The sequence below is a fragment of the Streptococcus sp. HMSC062H02 genome (assembly GCF_001813005.1).
Lineage (GTDB): Bacteria > Bacillota > Bacilli > Lactobacillales > Streptococcaceae > Streptococcus > Streptococcus oralis_S.
Genome location: NZ_KV811090.1, coordinates 173,496 through 190,644, shown reverse-complemented (window position 1 = coordinate 190,644; position 17,149 = coordinate 173,496). Strand labels below are relative to the sequence as shown.

The following is a 17,149-nucleotide window of genomic DNA, read 5'->3' as shown; positions in this document are numbered from 1 at the left end:
ATTTTCGAAGAGTATTAGGAGGTCTTTATTTAATAACTATATAATACACAAGGAGACTTAAATTTTACTTAAGAAAAAATATTTTTTTATCTTTTTCGATCCACCCAAATCATGCCTGTACAATCATAAGTAGATAAGGTTTCAAATCCCAGAGAACTATAGAATTCCAAGGTTTTTTCTGTCTGTTCGGTCACTAGTTGGACTTGATAGGCATCTTTGTAATCACCTAAAGCCTCTTTCATTAAGGCACTGCCAATCCCTTGGCGCTGATAGCTAGGCAAAACGATCAAATCCTGGACAAAAATCGATGAAAAACCATCTCCAACCAAACGGACCAAGCCCACCACGGCATCGCCATCAAGTGCTATATAAATCGCTAATGAGTGAGACAAGGCTTTCTTCAACATCTGAGGTTGATGTGTATAATTTGTCCATCCAACTGCCTGATAGAGATGCAAAACATCCTCTAGCTTGACAATTTCTTGCCTTCTAATAGTCATCATCTCAATACCTCTCAGAATTCTCTCAATCTCTTGTACTGTCGTCCATTTTTATCAAAATTTTCAGGAGCCAACCATGTTTCTAAACGAGCTTTGACTTGAGGCCAGTCCTTATCAATCATAGACAACCAATCCGTATCCCTCGTGCGCCCCTTATAAACAACTGCCTGGCGGAAGGTTCCTTCATAAACAAAGCCCAAACGCTCCGCAGCTCGTCTGGATGGGAGATTTAGAGCATCACATTTCCACTCGTAGCGACGATAGTTAAGCTCCTCAAAAACATACCGTGCCAGGAGATACTGGGCTTCTGTCCCTATCCTCGTACCCTTAAGAGCAGGAGAAAAAGTGACGGCACCCACTTCTATTACTCGGTTATTCTGGTCAATACGCATGAGAGAAAAAGTTCCCAAAGCCTTACCAGTTGCCTTGTCTATAATCGCATAGTAAAAACGGTCCTTACGAGCCAACATCTGATTTAAGATAGTAACCAGTTCCTCCATATCTGCCACTGGTTCCTGAAAAAGGTAGGTCCACATCTCACGAGGCGTATCAGGACCATAAACAGCTAGCAGATCCTCCGCATGCTTTTCCACCGAAAGAGTCTCTATCCGAGCGTAGCGCCCTTCTAAGAAATCAATGGAAGGCAATTCTCCTGGAGTATAACCTTCCATTAACTCACCAATCATCTGACCATATTCGTTTACTGGCATTGTTTTCTCCTTGATTCACTTTTCAAACTTTATAATTGCACATAGTATATCATACTTTCATGAAAAAATTCAAAAAATCCTCCAGAGCTGAACTCTGAAGGATTCATTTCTTATTTAATAACGATATTAACAAGTTTGGTTGGCGTCAATAGTCCAGTGGACTATTGAAGGTGGCAGATAGGGCTAATAAACTCGTTATTTAACAACGATATTAACGAGCTTGTTAGGTACCGCAATCACTTTCACGATTTCCTTACCGTCAATCTCTGCTTTGACTTTTTCATCCGCTAGAGCAATTTCTTGCAATTCTTCACGTGATAGGTCTTTAGCGACCATGAGTTTGGCACGGACTTTTCCTTTGATTTGGATGACGATTTCGATTTCGTCTTCAACCAATTTGCTTTCGTCCCAAGTTGGCCAAGCTACATAAGAGATGGACTCACCTGTTGCAGCAACAGTTTGCCAGAGTTCTTCTGCCAAGTGAGGTGCAAATGGGGCAATCAATTGGATAAAGCCTTTGGCGTAGTCCACATAGAGTTTGTCTTCCTTATTAGCAGCGTTGACAAAGACCATAAGTTGGGCAATGGCTGTGTTGAATTTCATGGATTCGATTTGCTCAGTAACAGATTTAACTGTTTCATTGTAGACCTTGTCAAGAGCGCCATTATTTTCCGCAGCGATTTCTTTACTTGTAATCAAACGGTAAACACGGTCAAGGAATTTACGGCTTCCTTCCAGACCTTCTTCTGACCAAGCGATGGAAGCGTCAAGTGGCCCCATGAACATTTCATAAACACGAAGGGTATCAGCACCATATTGTTCCACCACATCGTCTGGGTTGACAACGTTCTTGAGCGATTTAGACATCTTGGCTGGTGCTTGCTCCAACTCTTCTCCTGTTTCCACATGGAAGAAAGAACCGTCACGTTTTTCAACCTTATCAGTCGCTACAAGAGCTCCACGGTGGTCACGGTAGCTTGTTCCCAAAATCATTCCTTGGTTAAAGAGTTTTTGGAATGGCTCCTTAGTCGGAACAACACCGAGGTCATAGAGGAATTTATGCCAGAAACGAGCGTAAAGCAAGTGAAGTACAGCGTGCTCCGCACCACCCACGTAGATATCCACTGGCAACCATTGTTTGAGGAGATCCTCGTCGGCCAATTTTTCTGTGTTGTGTGGGTCGATATAGCGGAGATAGTACCAACTTGAACCTGCCCATTGTGGCATAGTGTTTGTTTCACGACGACCTTTGACACCATCTTCACGCGTCACTTCAAGCCAGTCGGTCAAGTTAGCCAATGGGCTTTCCCCAGTACCTGAAGGACGGATATCCTTGGTGACTGGCAAGACAAGTGGGAGTTCACTTTCAGGAACAGCTGTTGAAGTCCCATCTTCCCAATGAATGATTGGGATTGGCTCACCCCAGTAACGTTGACGGCTAAAGAGCCAGTCGCGGAGACGGTAGGTAACCTTCTCTTGTCCACAACCCTTCTCTTCCAACCAAGCCACAATTTTAGCAATAGCGTCTTCTTTGTTAAGGCCATCTAGGAAGTCTGAATTGACATGAAGACCATCTTCAGTATAGGCAGCTTCTTCAACGTTTCCACCTTCTAGCACTTCTACGATTGGTAGGCCAAATTGTTTGGCAAATTCCCAGTCACGTTGGTCATGGGCAGGAACAGCCATTACCGCACCTGTACCATAGCTAGCAAGAACATAGTCTGCAATCCAGATTGGGATTTCCTTGCCATTGACAGGATTGATGGCAAAAGCACCCGTCCAAACACCAGTTTTTTCCTTGGCAAGGTCGGTACGAGCCAAGTCAGACTTGAGACTAGCTTGGTGTTTGTAGTCTGCAACTGCATCAGCTTGCTCTGGACTTGTGATGGCATCTACTAGTTCATGCTCAGGAGCCAAGACTGTGAAGGTCGCACCGAAAAGAGTATCAGGACGAGTTGTAAAGACGGTGAATTCCTTGTCTGTTCCTTTTACTTTGAAGGTTACATTGGCACCAGTTGATTTCCCAATCCAGTTACGTTGCATATCCTTGATAGACTCTGGCCAATCCAACTCATCCAAGTCGTTAAGCAAGCGCTCTGCATAGGCCGTAATTTTGAGCATCCATTGGCGCATTGGTTTGCGGACAACGGGATAGCCACCACGCTCAGAAGTTCCATCAGGAAGCACTTCTTCGTTGGCAATGGCTGTTCCTAGTTCCTCAACCCAGTTTACTGGCACTTCCGCTTCATAGGCCAAGCCTTTTTCGTAAAGCTTGGTGAAAATCCACTGCGTCCATTTGTAGTAGTTTGGATCTGTTGTGTTGACTTCACGGTCCCAGTCGTAAGAGAATCCAAGCGCATTGATTTGACGTTTGAAGTTGGCAATGTTTTCTGCTGTAAATTCTGCCGGGTCATTCCCCGTATCCATAGCGTATTGCTCAGCTGGCAAACCAAAGGCATCCCAACCCATTGGGTGAAGGACATTGTAACCTTGGGCACGTTTGTAACGGCTAAGGATATCAGTCGCTGTATAACCTTCTGGGTGTCCTACGTGCAATCCAGCTCCTGAAGGATATGGGAACATATCGAGAGCATAAAACTTCGGTTTTGATGCATCTGTTCCTGTCTTAAATGTATGATGTTCTGCCCAGTAGCCCTGCCACTTAGGCTCAATTTCTTTATGATTGTAAAAACTCATGGTCTCTCTCCAATTTTATGATGTTACTATTATACCATTTTCAAGAGATTTTTACAGATGAAATCATGAAGTTTCCATTGATACCTATTACAAAACATACTCTAACTATTTCCTTTTAATTGACCACTAAAATTGAAAGTTGTATAATGCTAACTGGAGGAAATAATCATGGATTTACAAACTATTTTTGCATATGGGTTCATTCTCATTTTCATCATCACAGAAACGTGGATTAAAAGGAAAACAAAATCAAACAATGAAAATAACTCTGAAGACAAAGGAAGTCGTTACATCATTATTGGTAGTGTTGTTTGTTGTCTTCTATTAATGAATGAACAACTTCTACCTTCTATAGCTCAATTGCCACATTTTTTGATCTATATTGGAATTCTCCTTTCTCTAGCCGGCTTTGTATTACGTATCTATGCAGTTAATTATCTTGGGAAGAATTTTACACTTGCGGTTCAAACAACAGATAGTCAGCAGTTGGTAGAAGCAGGTCCCTACTCTATAGTAAGAAATCCTGCCTATACTGGTAGCATCGTATCCATACTTGGCTTGTCAATTGTTTCATTAAATCCTCTCACAATTATTATTTGTCTCATTCTATTGGTAGTTGGTTACAGTATTCGATTAAAAGTAGAAGAAAAAGCCTTATACAATCATTTTGGAGAAGCATATGAAACATACTGTCAAAAGGTTCGCTATCGAATTTTCCCTTATATTTGGTAATTTCATTCAAATATAACATACCTTTCAACTAGATTTGAATGATTACTAAACATGATAAATATTTTTTTAATGAAGGATTGAGTTTTGCGTTATGCAAGATTCAATCTTTTTAGTTTGATTTCACTCTGTTTATATCGGATACCACTATGTTGGACTTTAGGGTATTATTTCTCTAAAATAATTCTAGCTTTCCTTTCATAACATCTCCCAAAAATTTTTACTTTTTCGGAACTATTGATTTAAATCATATCCTTTAACTCAAAATTAGCTCCTAATCGGAGCTAACTTCTATTAACTATTTGTCTCTAACATCTTCTCACGTCCGAGCTCTCGATAACTACGGTCACCAACAACTTCTACGCTAAACTGACCGTCCTCATATTCAAGAATCGTCACGCTACCATTATCGAGACCATGCGGATGCATGCCATTGATCAGATAAACAATGGTACCAATCGTCATTCCATGGCTCACAACGAGGGCATTACCCCCACCTTGTTCTTCCATTTCTTTAGCAATCGCTTCAAAGCCTTCCTTGATTCGACCACTGAGTTTTTCCCAACCTTCAGCCCAGCCTGCAGTATCAACCTCTACCAAACCTTCTGCTAGTTCTGCATAAGACAACTGATGAACATGGTCTACATTGAAAATTCTCGGAATCAATCCCATAAAGAGGTCCCCATCATAGGCTCCATCAAAACTACCAAAGCACCACTCACGGATTCGCTTGTCCATGCGGTAAGGGATTTTCCCCTGTAGGCCAAGTTCTTCTAGGATAATTCCCATGGTTTGAATAGTCCGCCCTGAATCACTGGAATAAGCGCGGTCAAACTGCAAACCAGACTCTCTCAAGCCAATTCCCAGTTCATGGATTCCCAACTCACCTTCTGCAGTCAGAGGCGTATCACTCCATCCTTGTGCACGTCCAATCGTGTTAAACATCGTTTTCCCATGACGGACCAAGTACAATCTTACTTTAGACATTTTCTATCCTCCATTTCTTCTATTATATCATGGATCAAAGAAATATTCGGCTTTCAAAAGCAAAGCCAACATTTGTAAATTATCCAAAAGAAAAGCTACCCTCATGGTAGCTTCCCTAGGAGATTATTATGAAAAAGTTTAGGATTTCTATTAAATAAAGTTAGGAGGTCTTTATTTAATGATTATAGTATACACAGTCATCCTTAAACTCAACTTAAATCCTCTCTCTTTTTTATTAATTTTTAAAACTATGGATTGGAGCTGGGATTTGCCCACCACGAGAGATGAAATCAACAGACGAAGCCCCGTTGACTTTCATCACTGGAGCTGTCCCTAGCAAGCCACCAAACTCAATCATATCGCCTTCTTTGCCCTTTGGAATAATACGGACAGCCGTTGTTTTCATGTTAATAACACCAATGGCCGCCTCATCCGCAATCATAGCTGCAATGGTTTCAGCAGGCGTATCTTCCGGAATGGCAATCATATCCAGCCCAACTGAACAGATAGCCGTCATGGCTTCTAGTTTCTCTAAATTCAGAGAGCCATCTTGCACCGCAGCAATCATCCCCTCATCTTCAGAAACGGGGATAAAAGCACCTGACAAGCCACCGACTTGGTTACAAGCCATCACTCCGCCCTTCTTAACTTGGTCATTCAAAAGAGCGAGGGCAGCCGTCGTCCCATGCGTACCAACTGTTTCTAGGCCCATTTCCTCAAGGACACGTGCCACAGAATCACCAACTGCAGGAGTTGGCGCCAAGCTTAGATCGACAATTCCAAAGTTAACACCCAGTCTCTCGCTGGCCATCTGACCAACTAATTGACCGATACGAGTAATCTTGAAGGCCGTTTTCTTGACTGTTTCCGCTACTACATCAAAGCTCTGTCCACGAACTTTTTCCAAGGCACGCTTGACCACACCAGGACCCGAAACCCCGACATTGATGATAACATCTGCTTCGCCAACACCATGAAAGGCCCCTGCCATAAAAGGATTGTCCTCAACAGCATTAGCAAATATGACCAACTTGGCCGCACCCATATCTGACAGCATAGCTGTTTCCTTGATGATACGTCCCATATCAGCGACCGCAGTCATGTTGATACCTGACTTGGTCGAGCCGATATTGACGGACGAACAAACCTTGTCTGTCTCAGCTAGAGCGCGGGGGATAGAATTGATGAGAATTTCATCTCCTTTTTGGTAGCCTTTTTGTACCAAAGCTGAGAATCCACCGATAAAGTCAACACCGATCTTCTTAGCCGCCCTATCAAGAGCCTTTGCCAAAACAAGATAGTCTGTCGTATCAGTCGCAGCACCAATTAAAGAAATCGGAGTCACCGATACCCGTTTATTAACAATAGGAATCCCAAGTTCTGCAGCAATTTCGTCTCCTACAGCCACTAAATTTGCAGCTTTAGTGGTGATTTTTTGGTAAATCTTTTCAGCAGCACGTTCAATATCTGGATCAATGCAGTCCAAAAGGGAAATCCCCATGGTGATGGTTCTGATATCGAAGTTCTGCTCCTCAATCATGGCAATGGTTTCTGTAACTTGTCTAATATCCATAGCCGCCTCCTAGATATTATACATAGCGTCAAAAATCGCCGCACTTTGAATATTGATTTTGACATTCAAGGCCTGACCGAAAGTTTCAAACTCATTTCGTAGATAAGTGAAATCCTGTTTTTCGTCACTAGAGACGACCGCCATCATAGTAAAGTATTCATCCAACACCGTCTGAGAAATATCGTCAATATTCAAACCCAAGTCTGCAATCTTAGTAGACACGCCTGCAACAATCCCAGCCTTATCCTTACCAACCACTGTAATAATAGCCTTCATCCTTATACCCCATTTCTACGATTTTTAGAAAAACTGAACGTTTTTGATTTTCTTTTTCCCTAGTATAGCATATTTCCATAGAAAATACTAAAAAACGCCTGCTTACGAAGTTGTTCTTAAGAAAAAAACAATTTCGTAAACAAGCGTCTACCCTATCAAATGATGATGAGTGTTCCCGCTAGGACTGAAGTCCCAGCGGTAGACCAGAGCTAGACTAAGAGCACAAGACTCCATCATCATAACACTCAACAAAATTGATGATTTTATACTAATTCGATGATCGCCATTGGCGCAGCATCACCACGACGTGGTTCAGTTTTAAGGATACGAGTGTATCCACCGTTACGTTCAGCATAACGAGGTGCGATTTCTGAGAACAATTTTTGAAGTGCTGTAGTAGAAGTGTACTTATCAGTTGCTTCATCATAGTTTTCAGATGCGATTTCATTACGTACGAAAGCAGCTGCTTGACGACGTGCATGCAAATCACCACGTTTACCTAGAGTAATCATTTTTTCAACAGTTTTACGGATTTCTTTAGCACGAGCTTCAGTTGTCACGATTGATTCGTTGATCAAAAGGTCAGTTGTCAAATCGCGAAGCATTGCTTTACGTTGTGAGCTAGTGCGTCCTAGTTTACGGTAAGCCATGTATTCCTCCTTTATTTATCTTTTAATCCAAGACCCAAGTCAATGAGTTTGAGTTTCACTTCTTCCAAACTCTTGCGTCCAAGATTTCGTACTTTCATCATCTCTGCTTCAGATTTTTCTGTCAAATCATGCACAGTATTGATACCGGCACGTTTCAAACAGTTGTATGAACGCACAGACAAGTCCAGTTCCTCAATCGTACGATCCAAAATACGATCGTCAGATTCAGTATCAGCTTCTTTCATCACTTCAGTTGACTTAGCAATCTCAGTAAGATTTGTAAACAAATCAAGATGTTCTGTCAAGATACGTGCTGAAAGCCCTAAAGCATCTTCTGGAATAATTGTTCCATTAGTCAAGATTTCAAGGGTTAATTTGTCAAATCCATCATTGCTACCTACACGAGCAGGCTCTACTTGATAGTTGACTTTTGTAACTGGTGTATAAATAGAATCTACAGCAAGTGTTCCAACTGGTGCATTATCTTTTTTGTTTTCATCAGCAGGTACATATCCACGACCACTGTTAACAGTCATTGTCGCTTTTAGAGAAGAACCTTCACCGATTGTAAAGAGATAATGATCTGGATTTACAATCTCAATATCACTGTCAGTCAAAATGTCTCCAGCTGTAATTTCAGCAGGACCTTCAACGTCCAGTTCAATGATTTTTTCGTCTTCAACGTATGATTTCACTGCAATCCCTTTAATGTTCAGAATGATTTGCATCACGTCTTCACGAACACCTGGAACTGTGTCGAACTCATGCAAGACACCTTCAATGTTGATAGATGTCACTGCTGCTCCTGGTAGAGAAGCTAGTAGTACACGACGAAGAGAGTTACCAAGAGTTGTACCGTAGCCACGTTCAAGTGGTTCGATTACAAACTTGCCATAATCTTTATTTTCATCAATTTTTGTTATATTTGGTTTTTCAAACTCAATCATTTAGTTACTCCCTCTTAAACGAAAAGCAGTGTAATGCGATGATTATACACGGCGACGTTTTGGAGGACGAGCACCATTGTGTGGCACTGGAGTCACATCACGAATTGCTGTTACTTCAAGACCAGCGGCAGCAAGCGCACGAATAGCTGACTCACGACCAGAACCTGGACCTTTTACAGTAACTTCAACTGATTTAAGACCGTGTTCTTGTGCAGATTTAGCAGCAGCTTCAGAAGCCATTTGAGCAGCGAATGGTGTAGATTTACGAGAACCTTTGAAACCAAGAGCACCAGCTGATGACCAAGCAATTGCATTACCATGCACATCAGTAATCATAACAATAGTGTTATTAAATGTAGCGTGAATATGAGCAATACCAGATTCGATATTCTTTTTCACACGACGTTTACGTGTTGGTTTAGCCAAGACTTTTACCTCCTATATTATTTTTTCTTACCAGCAATCGCAACAGCTTTACCTTTACGAGTGCGAGCGTTGTTTTTAGTGTTTTGTCCACGGACAGGAAGTCCACGACGGTGACGAATCCCACGGTAAGAACCGATTTCCATCAAACGTTTGATGTTCAAGTTTACTTCACGACGAAGGTCACCTTCAACTTTGATTGCATCCACTTCACGACGGATAGCATCCTCTTGATCTGATGTAAGGTCACGTACACGAACATCTTCTGAGATTCCAGCAGCAGCCAAAATTTTCTTAGATGTTGCAAGTCCGATACCATAAACGTAAGTCAATGAGATTACTACGCGTTTGTCATTTGGAATGTCAACTCCAGCAATACGAGCCATTTTTTCTCCTTTCTATCTTATCCTTGACGTTGTTTGTGTTTTGGATTTGCTGGGCAAATTACCATAACACGACCATTACGACGAATTACTTTACAGTATTCGCAAATTGGTTTGACCGATGGTCTTACTTTCATTTCTTATCCCTCCAAGTTTTTCGATTATTTAAAGCGGTAAGTGATACGTCCACGTGTCAAGTCATATGGACTCATCTCGACAGTAACACGATCTCCCGCTAAAATACGAATATAGTTTTTACGAATTTTACCAGAAACTGTTGCTAAAATCTGATGTCCATTTTCAAGTTCAACCGTAAACATTGCGTTAGGCATTGTATCGACTACTTTGCCTTCAACTTCAATCACATCGTCTTTTGCCACGCAAAAGCACCTCCATAAATTTCGATTCGATGCCTCTGAAAACAGAGACAACAATTATAAGTCAGACTATCTCAGTATAACATTTGTAGCGATTTTTTGCAAGTGTGAAAAACGCTTTATTTCAAATTTGTCAATACTTTTTCGATGTCTTTGAACACATCATTGATATCTTGATTTCCTTCGATATCGTGGACTAATCCTTTGGCACGGTAGTGAGCAATGATTGGTTCACCTTGGGCGATATTCACATCCAAACGACGCTTCACTGTCTCAGGTTTATCATCTTCACGTTGGTAGTAATCTTCCTCTTTATAGTCAACTGGTGGGTTGAAAACTTTGTGGAAGGTTTCACCTGTTTCGCGGTGGATGATACGACCACTCAAACGTTCCAAGAGACAATCTGGATTCACTTCGATATTGATCACACCTTCTAGTTCGATACCAAGTTCCGCCAATGTTTTGTCCAAGGCATGGGCTTGTTCAATCGTACGTGGGTAACCATCCAACAAGAAACCTGTTTCCTTGATGTCATCCTGTGAAAGGCGTTCTTTAACGATTCCATTTGTAACTTCATCTGGAACCAACTCACCTTTGTCAATATAAGACTTCGCAAGTACACCCATTTCAGTTTGATTTGCCATAGCAGCACGGAACATATCTCCAGTTGAAATGTGTGCCACGTGGAATTGCTCCACAATTTTAGCTGCTTGCGTTCCCTTACCTGCTCCAGGTAAGCCCATAATCAAAAGATTCATGATAGGATCTCCTTATTTTGTATTTAAATAGAAGCAGAAATCTCTTTCAACCCCTATTTAAAAACAAAATAGAAGAGGGGAGACGAAAATCTCTCTGATAGATAGATCTTCATACTCCACTCTCTAAGCAAAAGTAATTTTGCTTTTATTCTGTTTTATCCATGAAACCAACATACTTACGTTTCAATAGGTAACCTTCTAACTGTTTGATTCCTTCGATACCAGTTGAGATAATGATCAAAAGACTAGTTCCCCCAAAAGCAACAGCTTCTGAAAGACCAAAGACATCTTTTGCCACAATCGGCAAGATTGAAATCACACCAAGGAAGATTGATCCGACAGTCGCAAGGCGACGAAGAAGTTTCGACATGAATTCTTCAGTTCCCTTACCAGGACGGACACCATGAATGTAGGCTCCACTCTTTTGCAAGTTTTCTGCTGCCTTCTCTGGATTGATCTGTACAAATGTATAGAAGAATGTAAAGAGAATGATCAACAAGGCATACATAGCAACACCTGTCGGAGATGTTGTAGATAACATTTCCTGTGCTGTACGTACCCAAGCCCAATCATGACCTGTAGCACTCAAAAATTGAAGAATGGCTGCAGGTGCTGCTGTAATGGAACTTGCAAAGATAACTGGGATAACCCCCGCTGGGTTCACCTTCAATGGAAGGTATGAGCTTGATGGGGCTCCTTGAGCAACTTTTGTATATTGGATTGGAATTTTATATTCTGCCTGTTGAACAAAGGTTGTAAAGTATACAATCAACAAGACAGCGATAATCAAAATAACGACAAAGATAATAGATGAAGTCAAACGGCTACTTGGAATATTGACGAAGTAGTCAACATAGATGCCTTTAATCATCTCAGGAATTGAAGCAACAATACCTGCAAAGATGATCATAGAAACACCGTTTCCGTATCCCTTATCTGTAATTTGTTCCCCAAGCCAGGTTACAATCATACTACCTGCTGTGAGTATAATACCAATAGTAACAAAAACTTGTGGAGTTAAAGCTGTCGTTAATAATTTCGCTCCAGATAGAGTATTAAATCCTGCTGTAATCCCGATAGATTGAACAAATGCAAGCACAAGTGCAATATAACGAGTAGCTTGGTTTAGTTTTCTCCGTCCTACTTCTCCTTGTTTGCCCCATTCTACAAACTTCGGTAAAATATCCATTTGTAGCAATTGAACAACGATTGAAGCAGTGATATACGGACTTACTCCGAGTGCAAAAACGGAGAAGTTCTTCATGGCATTCCCTGAAACAAGACTAAGCATGTTCAAGAAAGATAAACCACTGAGAGCTTCTAAACTTTTTGCATTCACACCTGGAACAGTGATACTTGTCCCAATACGGAAAACAAGAATGATAAAAATCGTAAAGAGAATTTTTGATCGAACTTGTTTAACCTTGAGCGCTTCTTTTAGTAATTTAAAAAACATGGGTCACCTCTCTTAGATGACTTCTACAGAACCACCTTTAGCAGTGATAGCTTCCTCAGCTGATTTAGAGAATTTAGCTGCTTTCACAGTCAATTTCTTAGTCAACTCACCGTTACCAAGAATTTTAACTCCTGATTTTTCAGCTTTCACAATTCCTGCTTCGATAAGTACAACTGGAGTTACTTCTGCACCGTCTTCAAAGACGTTCAATTGGTCAAGGTTTACAATTGCGTATTCTTTAGCGTTGATGTTAGTGAATCCACGTTTTGGAAGACGACGGAACAATGGAGTTTGTCCACCTTCAAAACCAAGGCGAACTCCGCCACCGCTACGAGCTTTTTGACCTTTTTGACCGCGACCAGATGTTTTACCGTTACCTGATGAAGTACCACGACCAACACGGTTACGTACTTTACGAGAACCTTCTGCAGGTTTCAATTCATGAAGTTTCATTATTATTTTCTCCTCTTTTGTAAAATGCTAGCGCCGATAAGAGAGAAAAGGTTGTCTCCCTTATCAACTCGCCTATACATGGTCATCTAAGATGACTATACCTAGTTTTAGGGGATGAGTATTGCCACATCCCCTAAAAATTCATTAGTTTACTTCTTCAACTGTTACCAAGTGAGATACTGCAGTGATCATACCACGGATAGCAGCGTTGTCTTCTTTGATAACAGAGCTGTTCAATTTGCCAAGTCCAAGTGCTACAACAGTTTTACGTTGTGATGGAATGCGTCCGATTGGAGACTTAGTCAAAGTAATTTTAATTTGAGCCATTTTATCCCCTTTCTTATGCCAAATCAGAAACTGAAATACCACGAAGGGCAGCAACTTCTTCAGCGCGTTTCAATTGTTTCAAACCTTCAACAGTTGCGCGAACAATGTTGATTGGAGTGTTAGAACCAAGTGATTTAGATGTAATATCTGCCACACCTGCCAATTCCACAACGGCACGAACTGCACCACCAGCGGCAACTCCAGAACCTTCTACAGCAGGTTTCAACAATACTTTAGCTCCACCGAATTCTGAAAGAACTTCGTGTGGGATTGTTGTTCCAACCATAGGAACCTCAATCAAGTTTTTCTTAGCATCTTCTACTGCTTTGCGGATTGCTTCTGGAACTTCTTGAGCTTTACCAGTACCAAATCCTACGCGACCGTTGTGGTCACCAACAACAACAAGAGCTGCGAAACGAAGACGACGTCCACCTTTAACAACTTTTGTAACACGGTTGACAGCAACTACGCGTTCTTCTAATTCAACTGCATTGTCTTTAAATGCCATTTTCTAGTGTCCTCCTATTAGAATTTCAATCCGTTTTCACGAGCTGCATCAGCCAAAGCTTTCACACGTCCGTGATATAGATATCCACCGCGGTCGAACACCACTTCTGAAATACCTTTAGCGTTTGCACGTTCTGCAACGAGTTTACCGACAGTAACGGCTTGTTCAGTTTTAGTTCCTTTTGAAACTTCTTTGTCAAGAGTTGAAGCACTTGCGAGCGTTACACCCGCTACGTCATCAATCACTTGAGCGTAGATGCCTGTATTAGAACGGAATACGTTCAAACGTGGGCGATCAGCAGTTCCAGAGAGTTTTCCGCGAACGCGACGGTGGCGTTTTTGGCGGAGTTTGTTTTTATCTGGTTTAGAAATCACAGTTTTCACCTCTTTAGTTTTAAATCATGTGCTATGCACTAAGTTGGAAAATAGGTCGGTGGTTGAAAATCAACCACTCAACATTATTTACCTGTTTTACCTTCTTTACGGCGAACGAATTCACCAACGTAACGGATACCTTTACCTTTATATGGTTCTGGTGAACGAAGGCTACGTACGTAAGCAGCTGTTTGACCAACTACTTCTTTTGAAATTCCGCTAACAACGATTGTTGTTGGGTTTGGAAGTTCAAAAGTAATTCCTTCTGGAGCTTCAACTTCGTCTGGATGAGATTTACCAACAGCCAAAACAAGTTTTTTACCTTGAAGTTGTGCACGGTAACCAACCCCACGCATTTCAAGTTCTTTCTTGAATCCTTCTGATACACCAATTACCATGTTGTTCAAAAGGGCACGAGTAGTTCCATGGATTGTTTTCATTTCTTTTGAATCGTTTGGACGGTGAAGAGTTACTTCAGTACCTTCCACACGAATTTCAATATCTTTTGAGAACTCACGAGTAAGCTCTCCTTTAGGTCCTTTTACAGTTACAACGTTGTCATTGTTAGTGATTTCAACACCAGCAGGCAACACGATAACTTTATTACCAATACGTGACATGTTTATTTTCTCCTGTTAAATTGTCAGGCCAGAATGGCCAGTTTTCACGGGGGCTTAAATCGATTTCTCGATTTAAAGGAACATTTAGGTTTCAATTCCAAAGTGAATCTAGGCATCGTCTCGCCGGCATAACTTTGGGTTAGGCAAGAGACGATAACGAAGAGTCACAAAGAAATTGGGAGCTAAATATTACCAAACGTAAGCGATAACCTCACCACCAACATTCTTTTGGCGAGCTTCTTTATCAGTAAGCAAACCTTCAGAAGTTGAAAGAATAGCAATTCCAAGTCCGTTAAGAACTTTTGGAAGATCTTCACGTTTCTTGTAGACACGAAGTCCTGGTTTAGAAACACGTTTCAAGTTAGTGATAACTTTTTCACCGTTTGGTCCGTATTTAAGGAATACACGGATGATGCCTTGTTTGTCATCTTCGATGATTTCTACGTTCTTAACAAAACCTTCGCGTTTAAGGATTTCAGCAATCCCTTTTTTGATGTTTGATGCAGGTACTTCAAGTACTTCGTGTTTCGCTTGGTTAGCGTTACGAATACGAGTTAGGAAGTCTGCGATTGGGTCAGTCATAACCATTTTGTTTTTCTCCTCTTACTAGTAGTTTGCAAGTTGCACTTGCTAGTTAATACATGATACAAAGAGCGTAACAGCAAGAGCAAAAATAGACAATTTGATGCTGGAGCGATGCTCCAAAGAAAATTGGTCTTTTTTGCCAAAGCTGTAGCTCGTGTTCAAATTGGCAAGCCCAACTGAACCCGGGCTAAACTCTGCGTGAAAAAGATAAACTTTCCTAGAAACTTCAGTTTCTTCGTCAAGTTTCCTATTTTCACTTTGAGTTTTGACGCCCTTGATATCTTAAATTACCAAGATGCTTTTGTTACACCAGGAATTTGTCCTTTGTAAGCTAATTCACGGAAGCAAACACGGCAAAGTTTAAATTTGCGGTAAACTGAATGTGGACGACCACATTTTTCACAACGAGTATAAGCTTGAGTAGAGAACTTCGCTGGACGTTTGTTCTTAGCAATCATTGATTTTTTAGCCATTAGATTTACCTCCTATATTATTTTGCAAAAGGCATTCCAAGGCCTGTAAGCAATGCACGTGACTCTTCGTCAGTGTTAGCAGTTGTTACGATAACGATGTCAAGACCACGAGTTTTGTCAACGTCATCAAAGTTGATTTCTGGGAAGATCAATTGTTCTTTCACACCAAGAGTGTAGTTTCCGCGTCCATCAAATGATTTTGTTGGAACACCGTGGAAGTCACGCACGCGTGGAAGTGAAACTGAAACCAATTTGTCCAAGAATTCGTACATACGTTCACCACGAAGGGTAACTTTTGCACCAATCGCTACACCTTCACGAAGACGGAAGCCGGCGATTGATTTTTTAGCTTTAGTGATAAGTGGTTTTTGACCTGAGATAAGTGCCAATTCTTCAGCAGCTTTTTCAAGACTTTTAGCGTTTGATACAGCTTCACCAACACCCATGTTCAAAACGATCTTATCTACTTTAGGCACAGCCATCACTGATGAGTAGTTGAATTGTTCTGTCAAAGCAGGAACTACTTCATTAAGATATTTTTCTTTTAAACGATTTGCCATTATACTTCTCCTTTCCTTCGTGATTAATCAAGCACTTCGCCTGATTTTTTGTTGTAGCGAACTTTTTTACCGTCTACAAATTTGTAACCAACACGACCAGCTACACCATTTTTGTCCAATACTTGAACGTTTGATACGTGGATAGCTGCTTCTTTCTCGATGATACCACCTTGAGGAAGTTCGTTAGTTGGACGTTGGTGTTTCTTAACGATGTTAACACCTTCAACGATAACTTTGTTTACTTTTGGAAGGGCAGTAAGGACAACAGCTTCTGTTCCCTTATCTTTACCAGCGATTACGCGAACTTTGTCGCCTTTTTTTACAAACATTAGGTTTCTCCTTAATTTTTCTTACGCCCATAAGGGCACCCTAGCTTGAAGCTAGGGGACTAGTTTGTTTCTAAAAATTAAAGTACTTCTGGAGCAAGTGACACGATCTTCATGAAGCCACCTTCACGCAATTCACGTGCAACTGGGCCAAAGATACGTGTTCCGCGAGGAGTTTTGTCTTCACGGATGATAACTGCTGCGTTTTCGTCAAATTTGATGTATGAACCATCAGCACGACGAGCACCTGATTTAGTACGAACGATAACAGCTTTTACAACGTCACCTTTTTTAACCGCACCACCAGGAGTAGCTTGTTTTACAGATGCCACGATAACATCACCGATGTTTGCAAATTTACGTCCTGAACCACCAAGAACTTTGATAGTCAAGATTTCGCGCGCACCGCTGTTGTCTGCGACTTTCAAACGAGTTTCTGTTTGAATCATTTCAGTTT

The 17,149-nt window shown here is 41.2% G+C and carries 25 protein-coding genes; 1 reads left to right on the top strand and 24 read right to left on the bottom strand.

The window, feature by feature from the left end:
• Positions 1 to 86: 86 nt before the first annotated feature.
• The 3 genes from HMPREF2885_RS01040 to leuS all read right to left on the bottom strand — a co-directional run bounded on the left by HMPREF2885_RS01040 (position 87) and on the right by leuS (position 3,907).
• Positions 87 to 503, bottom strand: a complete 417-nt coding sequence (locus tag HMPREF2885_RS01040) for a GNAT family N-acetyltransferase (protein WP_049550206.1) — start codon at positions 501 to 503, stop codon at positions 87 to 89.
• 11 nt (positions 504 to 514) lie between these two features.
• A complete protein-coding gene (locus tag HMPREF2885_RS01035; RefSeq protein WP_070656869.1) occupies positions 515 to 1,210 on the bottom strand; it encodes a GNAT family N-acetyltransferase in 696 nt (231 codons plus the stop codon).
• Between the two features lie 195 nt (positions 1,211 to 1,405).
• A complete protein-coding gene (gene leuS, locus HMPREF2885_RS01030) occupies positions 1,406 to 3,907 on the bottom strand; it encodes a leucine--tRNA ligase (protein ID WP_070656868.1) in 2,502 nt (833 codons plus the stop codon).
• 168 nt (positions 3,908 to 4,075) lie between these two features.
• On the opposite strand from leuS, the gene HMPREF2885_RS01025 reads away from it, so the two are divergent.
• Positions 4,076 to 4,639: a methyltransferase family protein gene (locus HMPREF2885_RS01025; RefSeq protein ID WP_000365730.1), complete on the top strand. Its 564-nt coding sequence runs from the start codon at positions 4,076 to 4,078 to the stop codon at positions 4,637 to 4,639.
• A gap of 291 nt (positions 4,640 to 4,930) precedes the next feature.
• Here HMPREF2885_RS01025 and HMPREF2885_RS01020 read toward each other — a convergent pair whose 3' ends face one another.
• The 21 genes from HMPREF2885_RS01020 to rplN form a co-directional block, all read right to left on the bottom strand.
• Positions 4,931 to 5,623, bottom strand: a complete 693-nt coding sequence (locus HMPREF2885_RS01020; RefSeq protein ID WP_000049281.1) for a histidine phosphatase family protein — start codon at positions 5,621 to 5,623, stop codon at positions 4,931 to 4,933.
• Positions 5,624 to 5,858: 235 nt separating this feature from the next.
• Positions 5,859 to 7,196, bottom strand: coding sequence for a PFL family protein (locus tag HMPREF2885_RS01015; RefSeq protein WP_070656867.1), 1,338 nt, complete (start codon positions 7,194 to 7,196; stop codon positions 5,859 to 5,861).
• A 9-nt stretch (positions 7,197 to 7,205) separates the two neighbouring features.
• Positions 7,206 to 7,472 carry an ACT domain-containing protein gene (locus tag HMPREF2885_RS01010; protein WP_000644107.1) on the bottom strand — a complete coding sequence of 89 codons (267 nt, stop codon included), beginning with the start codon at positions 7,470 to 7,472 and terminating at the stop codon, positions 7,206 to 7,208.
• Between the two features lie 263 nt (positions 7,473 to 7,735).
• Positions 7,736 to 8,122: a 50S ribosomal protein L17 gene (gene rplQ / locus HMPREF2885_RS01005; protein WP_000331493.1), complete on the bottom strand. Its 387-nt coding sequence runs from the start codon at positions 8,120 to 8,122 to the stop codon at positions 7,736 to 7,738.
• 11 nt (positions 8,123 to 8,133) lie between these two features.
• The gene (locus tag HMPREF2885_RS01000; RefSeq protein WP_000568993.1) at positions 8,134 to 9,069 is read right to left on the bottom strand and encodes a DNA-directed RNA polymerase subunit alpha; all 936 of its coding nucleotides are present in this window, start codon (positions 9,067 to 9,069) and stop codon (positions 8,134 to 8,136) included.
• Between the two features lie 42 nt (positions 9,070 to 9,111).
• Positions 9,112 to 9,495, bottom strand: coding sequence for a 30S ribosomal protein S11 (gene rpsK, locus HMPREF2885_RS00995; protein ID WP_001118385.1), 384 nt, complete (start codon positions 9,493 to 9,495; stop codon positions 9,112 to 9,114).
• Positions 9,496 to 9,512: 17 nt separating this feature from the next.
• Complete coding sequence (gene rpsM, locus HMPREF2885_RS00990) at positions 9,513 to 9,878, bottom strand: 30S ribosomal protein S13 (protein WP_000090781.1); 366 nt, start codon at positions 9,876 to 9,878, stop codon at positions 9,513 to 9,515.
• A 17-nt stretch (positions 9,879 to 9,895) separates the two neighbouring features.
• Entirely contained in the window at positions 9,896 to 10,012 is a 117-nt protein-coding gene (gene rpmJ, locus HMPREF2885_RS00985; protein WP_001808836.1) for a 50S ribosomal protein L36, read from the bottom strand.
• Between the two features lie 24 nt (positions 10,013 to 10,036).
• A complete protein-coding gene (gene infA / locus HMPREF2885_RS00980; RefSeq protein WP_001029883.1) occupies positions 10,037 to 10,255 on the bottom strand; it encodes a translation initiation factor IF-1 in 219 nt (72 codons plus the stop codon).
• Positions 10,256 to 10,371: 116 nt separating this feature from the next.
• Positions 10,372 to 11,010, bottom strand: coding sequence for an adenylate kinase (locus HMPREF2885_RS00975; RefSeq protein WP_001050433.1), 639 nt, complete (start codon positions 11,008 to 11,010; stop codon positions 10,372 to 10,374).
• 145 nt (positions 11,011 to 11,155) lie between these two features.
• On the bottom strand, positions 11,156 to 12,466 hold the full coding sequence (gene secY, locus HMPREF2885_RS00970) for a preprotein translocase subunit SecY (RefSeq protein ID WP_000465385.1): 1,311 nt from the start codon (positions 12,464 to 12,466) through the stop codon (positions 11,156 to 11,158).
• A 12-nt stretch (positions 12,467 to 12,478) separates the two neighbouring features.
• Positions 12,479 to 12,919 carry a 50S ribosomal protein L15 gene (gene rplO / locus HMPREF2885_RS00965; RefSeq protein WP_000766089.1) on the bottom strand — a complete coding sequence of 147 codons (441 nt, stop codon included), beginning with the start codon at positions 12,917 to 12,919 and terminating at the stop codon, positions 12,479 to 12,481.
• A 144-nt stretch (positions 12,920 to 13,063) separates the two neighbouring features.
• Entirely contained in the window at positions 13,064 to 13,246 is a 183-nt protein-coding gene (gene rpmD, locus HMPREF2885_RS00960) for a 50S ribosomal protein L30 (RefSeq protein WP_000057241.1), read from the bottom strand.
• A 13-nt stretch (positions 13,247 to 13,259) separates the two neighbouring features.
• On the bottom strand, positions 13,260 to 13,754 hold the full coding sequence (gene rpsE, locus HMPREF2885_RS00955; RefSeq protein ID WP_000874204.1) for a 30S ribosomal protein S5: 495 nt from the start codon (positions 13,752 to 13,754) through the stop codon (positions 13,260 to 13,262).
• A 17-nt stretch (positions 13,755 to 13,771) separates the two neighbouring features.
• Entirely contained in the window at positions 13,772 to 14,128 is a 357-nt protein-coding gene (gene rplR / locus HMPREF2885_RS00950) for a 50S ribosomal protein L18 (protein ID WP_004244055.1), read from the bottom strand.
• A gap of 83 nt (positions 14,129 to 14,211) precedes the next feature.
• On the bottom strand, positions 14,212 to 14,748 hold the full coding sequence (gene rplF, locus HMPREF2885_RS00945; RefSeq protein WP_000086623.1) for a 50S ribosomal protein L6: 537 nt from the start codon (positions 14,746 to 14,748) through the stop codon (positions 14,212 to 14,214).
• Positions 14,749 to 14,937: 189 nt separating this feature from the next.
• Positions 14,938 to 15,336 carry a 30S ribosomal protein S8 gene (rpsH, locus tag HMPREF2885_RS00940; RefSeq protein ID WP_000245504.1) on the bottom strand — a complete coding sequence of 133 codons (399 nt, stop codon included), beginning with the start codon at positions 15,334 to 15,336 and terminating at the stop codon, positions 14,938 to 14,940.
• A 284-nt stretch (positions 15,337 to 15,620) separates the two neighbouring features.
• A complete protein-coding gene (locus HMPREF2885_RS00935) occupies positions 15,621 to 15,806 on the bottom strand; it encodes a type Z 30S ribosomal protein S14 (protein ID WP_001085697.1) in 186 nt (61 codons plus the stop codon).
• 17 nt (positions 15,807 to 15,823) lie between these two features.
• Positions 15,824 to 16,366: a 50S ribosomal protein L5 gene (gene rplE / locus HMPREF2885_RS00930; protein ID WP_000013542.1), complete on the bottom strand. Its 543-nt coding sequence runs from the start codon at positions 16,364 to 16,366 to the stop codon at positions 15,824 to 15,826.
• A 23-nt stretch (positions 16,367 to 16,389) separates the two neighbouring features.
• Positions 16,390 to 16,695, bottom strand: coding sequence for a 50S ribosomal protein L24 (gene rplX, locus HMPREF2885_RS00925; protein ID WP_000497691.1), 306 nt, complete (start codon positions 16,693 to 16,695; stop codon positions 16,390 to 16,392).
• Positions 16,696 to 16,772: 77 nt separating this feature from the next.
• On the bottom strand, positions 16,773 to 17,141 hold the full coding sequence (gene rplN, locus HMPREF2885_RS00920; protein ID WP_000616545.1) for a 50S ribosomal protein L14: 369 nt from the start codon (positions 17,139 to 17,141) through the stop codon (positions 16,773 to 16,775).
• Positions 17,142 to 17,149: the final 8 nt, after the last annotated feature.

What these genes read in the sequence shown, in the direction of transcription:
- rplN (WP_000616545.1), bottom strand. Translation starts at nt 17,141, where the DNA reads ATGATTCAAACAGAAACTCGTTTGAAAGTCGCAGACAACAGCGGTGCG.
- secY (WP_000465385.1), bottom strand. Translation starts at nt 12,466, where the DNA reads ATGTTTTTTAAATTACTAAAAGAAGCGCTCAAGGTTAAACAAGTTCGA.
- rpsE (WP_000874204.1), bottom strand. Translation starts at nt 13,754, where the DNA reads ATGGCATTTAAAGACAATGCAGTTGAATTAGAAGAACGCGTAGTTGCT.
- HMPREF2885_RS01000 (WP_000568993.1), bottom strand. Translation starts at nt 9,069, where the DNA reads ATGATTGAGTTTGAAAAACCAAATATAACAAAAATTGATGAAAATAAA.
- HMPREF2885_RS01020 (WP_000049281.1), bottom strand. Translation starts at nt 5,623, where the DNA reads ATGTCTAAAGTAAGATTGTACTTGGTCCGTCATGGGAAAACGATGTTT.
- rplF (WP_000086623.1), bottom strand. Translation starts at nt 14,748, where the DNA reads ATGTCACGTATTGGTAATAAAGTTATCGTGTTGCCTGCTGGTGTTGAA.
- HMPREF2885_RS01010 (WP_000644107.1), bottom strand. Translation starts at nt 7,472, where the DNA reads ATGAAGGCTATTATTACAGTGGTTGGTAAGGATAAGGCTGGGATTGTT.
- HMPREF2885_RS00975 (WP_001050433.1), bottom strand. Translation starts at nt 11,010, where the DNA reads ATGAATCTTTTGATTATGGGCTTACCTGGAGCAGGTAAGGGAACGCAA.
- rpsM (WP_000090781.1), bottom strand. Translation starts at nt 9,878, where the DNA reads ATGGCTCGTATTGCTGGAGTTGACATTCCAAATGACAAACGCGTAGTA.
- rpsH (WP_000245504.1), bottom strand. Translation starts at nt 15,336, where the DNA reads ATGGTTATGACTGACCCAATCGCAGACTTCCTAACTCGTATTCGTAAC.
- HMPREF2885_RS00935 (WP_001085697.1), bottom strand. Translation starts at nt 15,806, where the DNA reads ATGGCTAAAAAATCAATGATTGCTAAGAACAAACGTCCAGCGAAGTTC.
- leuS (WP_070656868.1), bottom strand. Translation starts at nt 3,907, where the DNA reads ATGAGTTTTTACAATCATAAAGAAATTGAGCCTAAGTGGCAGGGCTAC.
- rpmD (WP_000057241.1), bottom strand. Translation starts at nt 13,246, where the DNA reads ATGGCTCAAATTAAAATTACTTTGACTAAGTCTCCAATCGGACGCATT.
- HMPREF2885_RS01040 (WP_049550206.1), bottom strand. Translation starts at nt 503, where the DNA reads ATGATGACTATTAGAAGGCAAGAAATTGTCAAGCTAGAGGATGTTTTG.
- rpmJ (WP_001808836.1), bottom strand. Translation starts at nt 10,012, where the DNA reads ATGAAAGTAAGACCATCGGTCAAACCAATTTGCGAATACTGTAAAGTA.
- HMPREF2885_RS01015 (WP_070656867.1), bottom strand. Translation starts at nt 7,196, where the DNA reads ATGGATATTAGACAAGTTACAGAAACCATTGCCATGATTGAGGAGCAG.
- HMPREF2885_RS01025 (WP_000365730.1), top strand. Translation starts at nt 4,076, where the DNA reads ATGGATTTACAAACTATTTTTGCATATGGGTTCATTCTCATTTTCATC.
- HMPREF2885_RS01035 (WP_070656869.1), bottom strand. Translation starts at nt 1,210, where the DNA reads ATGCCAGTAAACGAATATGGTCAGATGATTGGTGAGTTAATGGAAGGT.
- rplE (WP_000013542.1), bottom strand. Translation starts at nt 16,366, where the DNA reads ATGGCAAATCGTTTAAAAGAAAAATATCTTAATGAAGTAGTTCCTGCT.
- rplQ (WP_000331493.1), bottom strand. Translation starts at nt 8,122, where the DNA reads ATGGCTTACCGTAAACTAGGACGCACTAGCTCACAACGTAAAGCAATG.
- rplO (WP_000766089.1), bottom strand. Translation starts at nt 12,919, where the DNA reads ATGAAACTTCATGAATTGAAACCTGCAGAAGGTTCTCGTAAAGTACGT.
- rplX (WP_000497691.1), bottom strand. Translation starts at nt 16,695, where the DNA reads ATGTTTGTAAAAAAAGGCGACAAAGTTCGCGTAATCGCTGGTAAAGAT.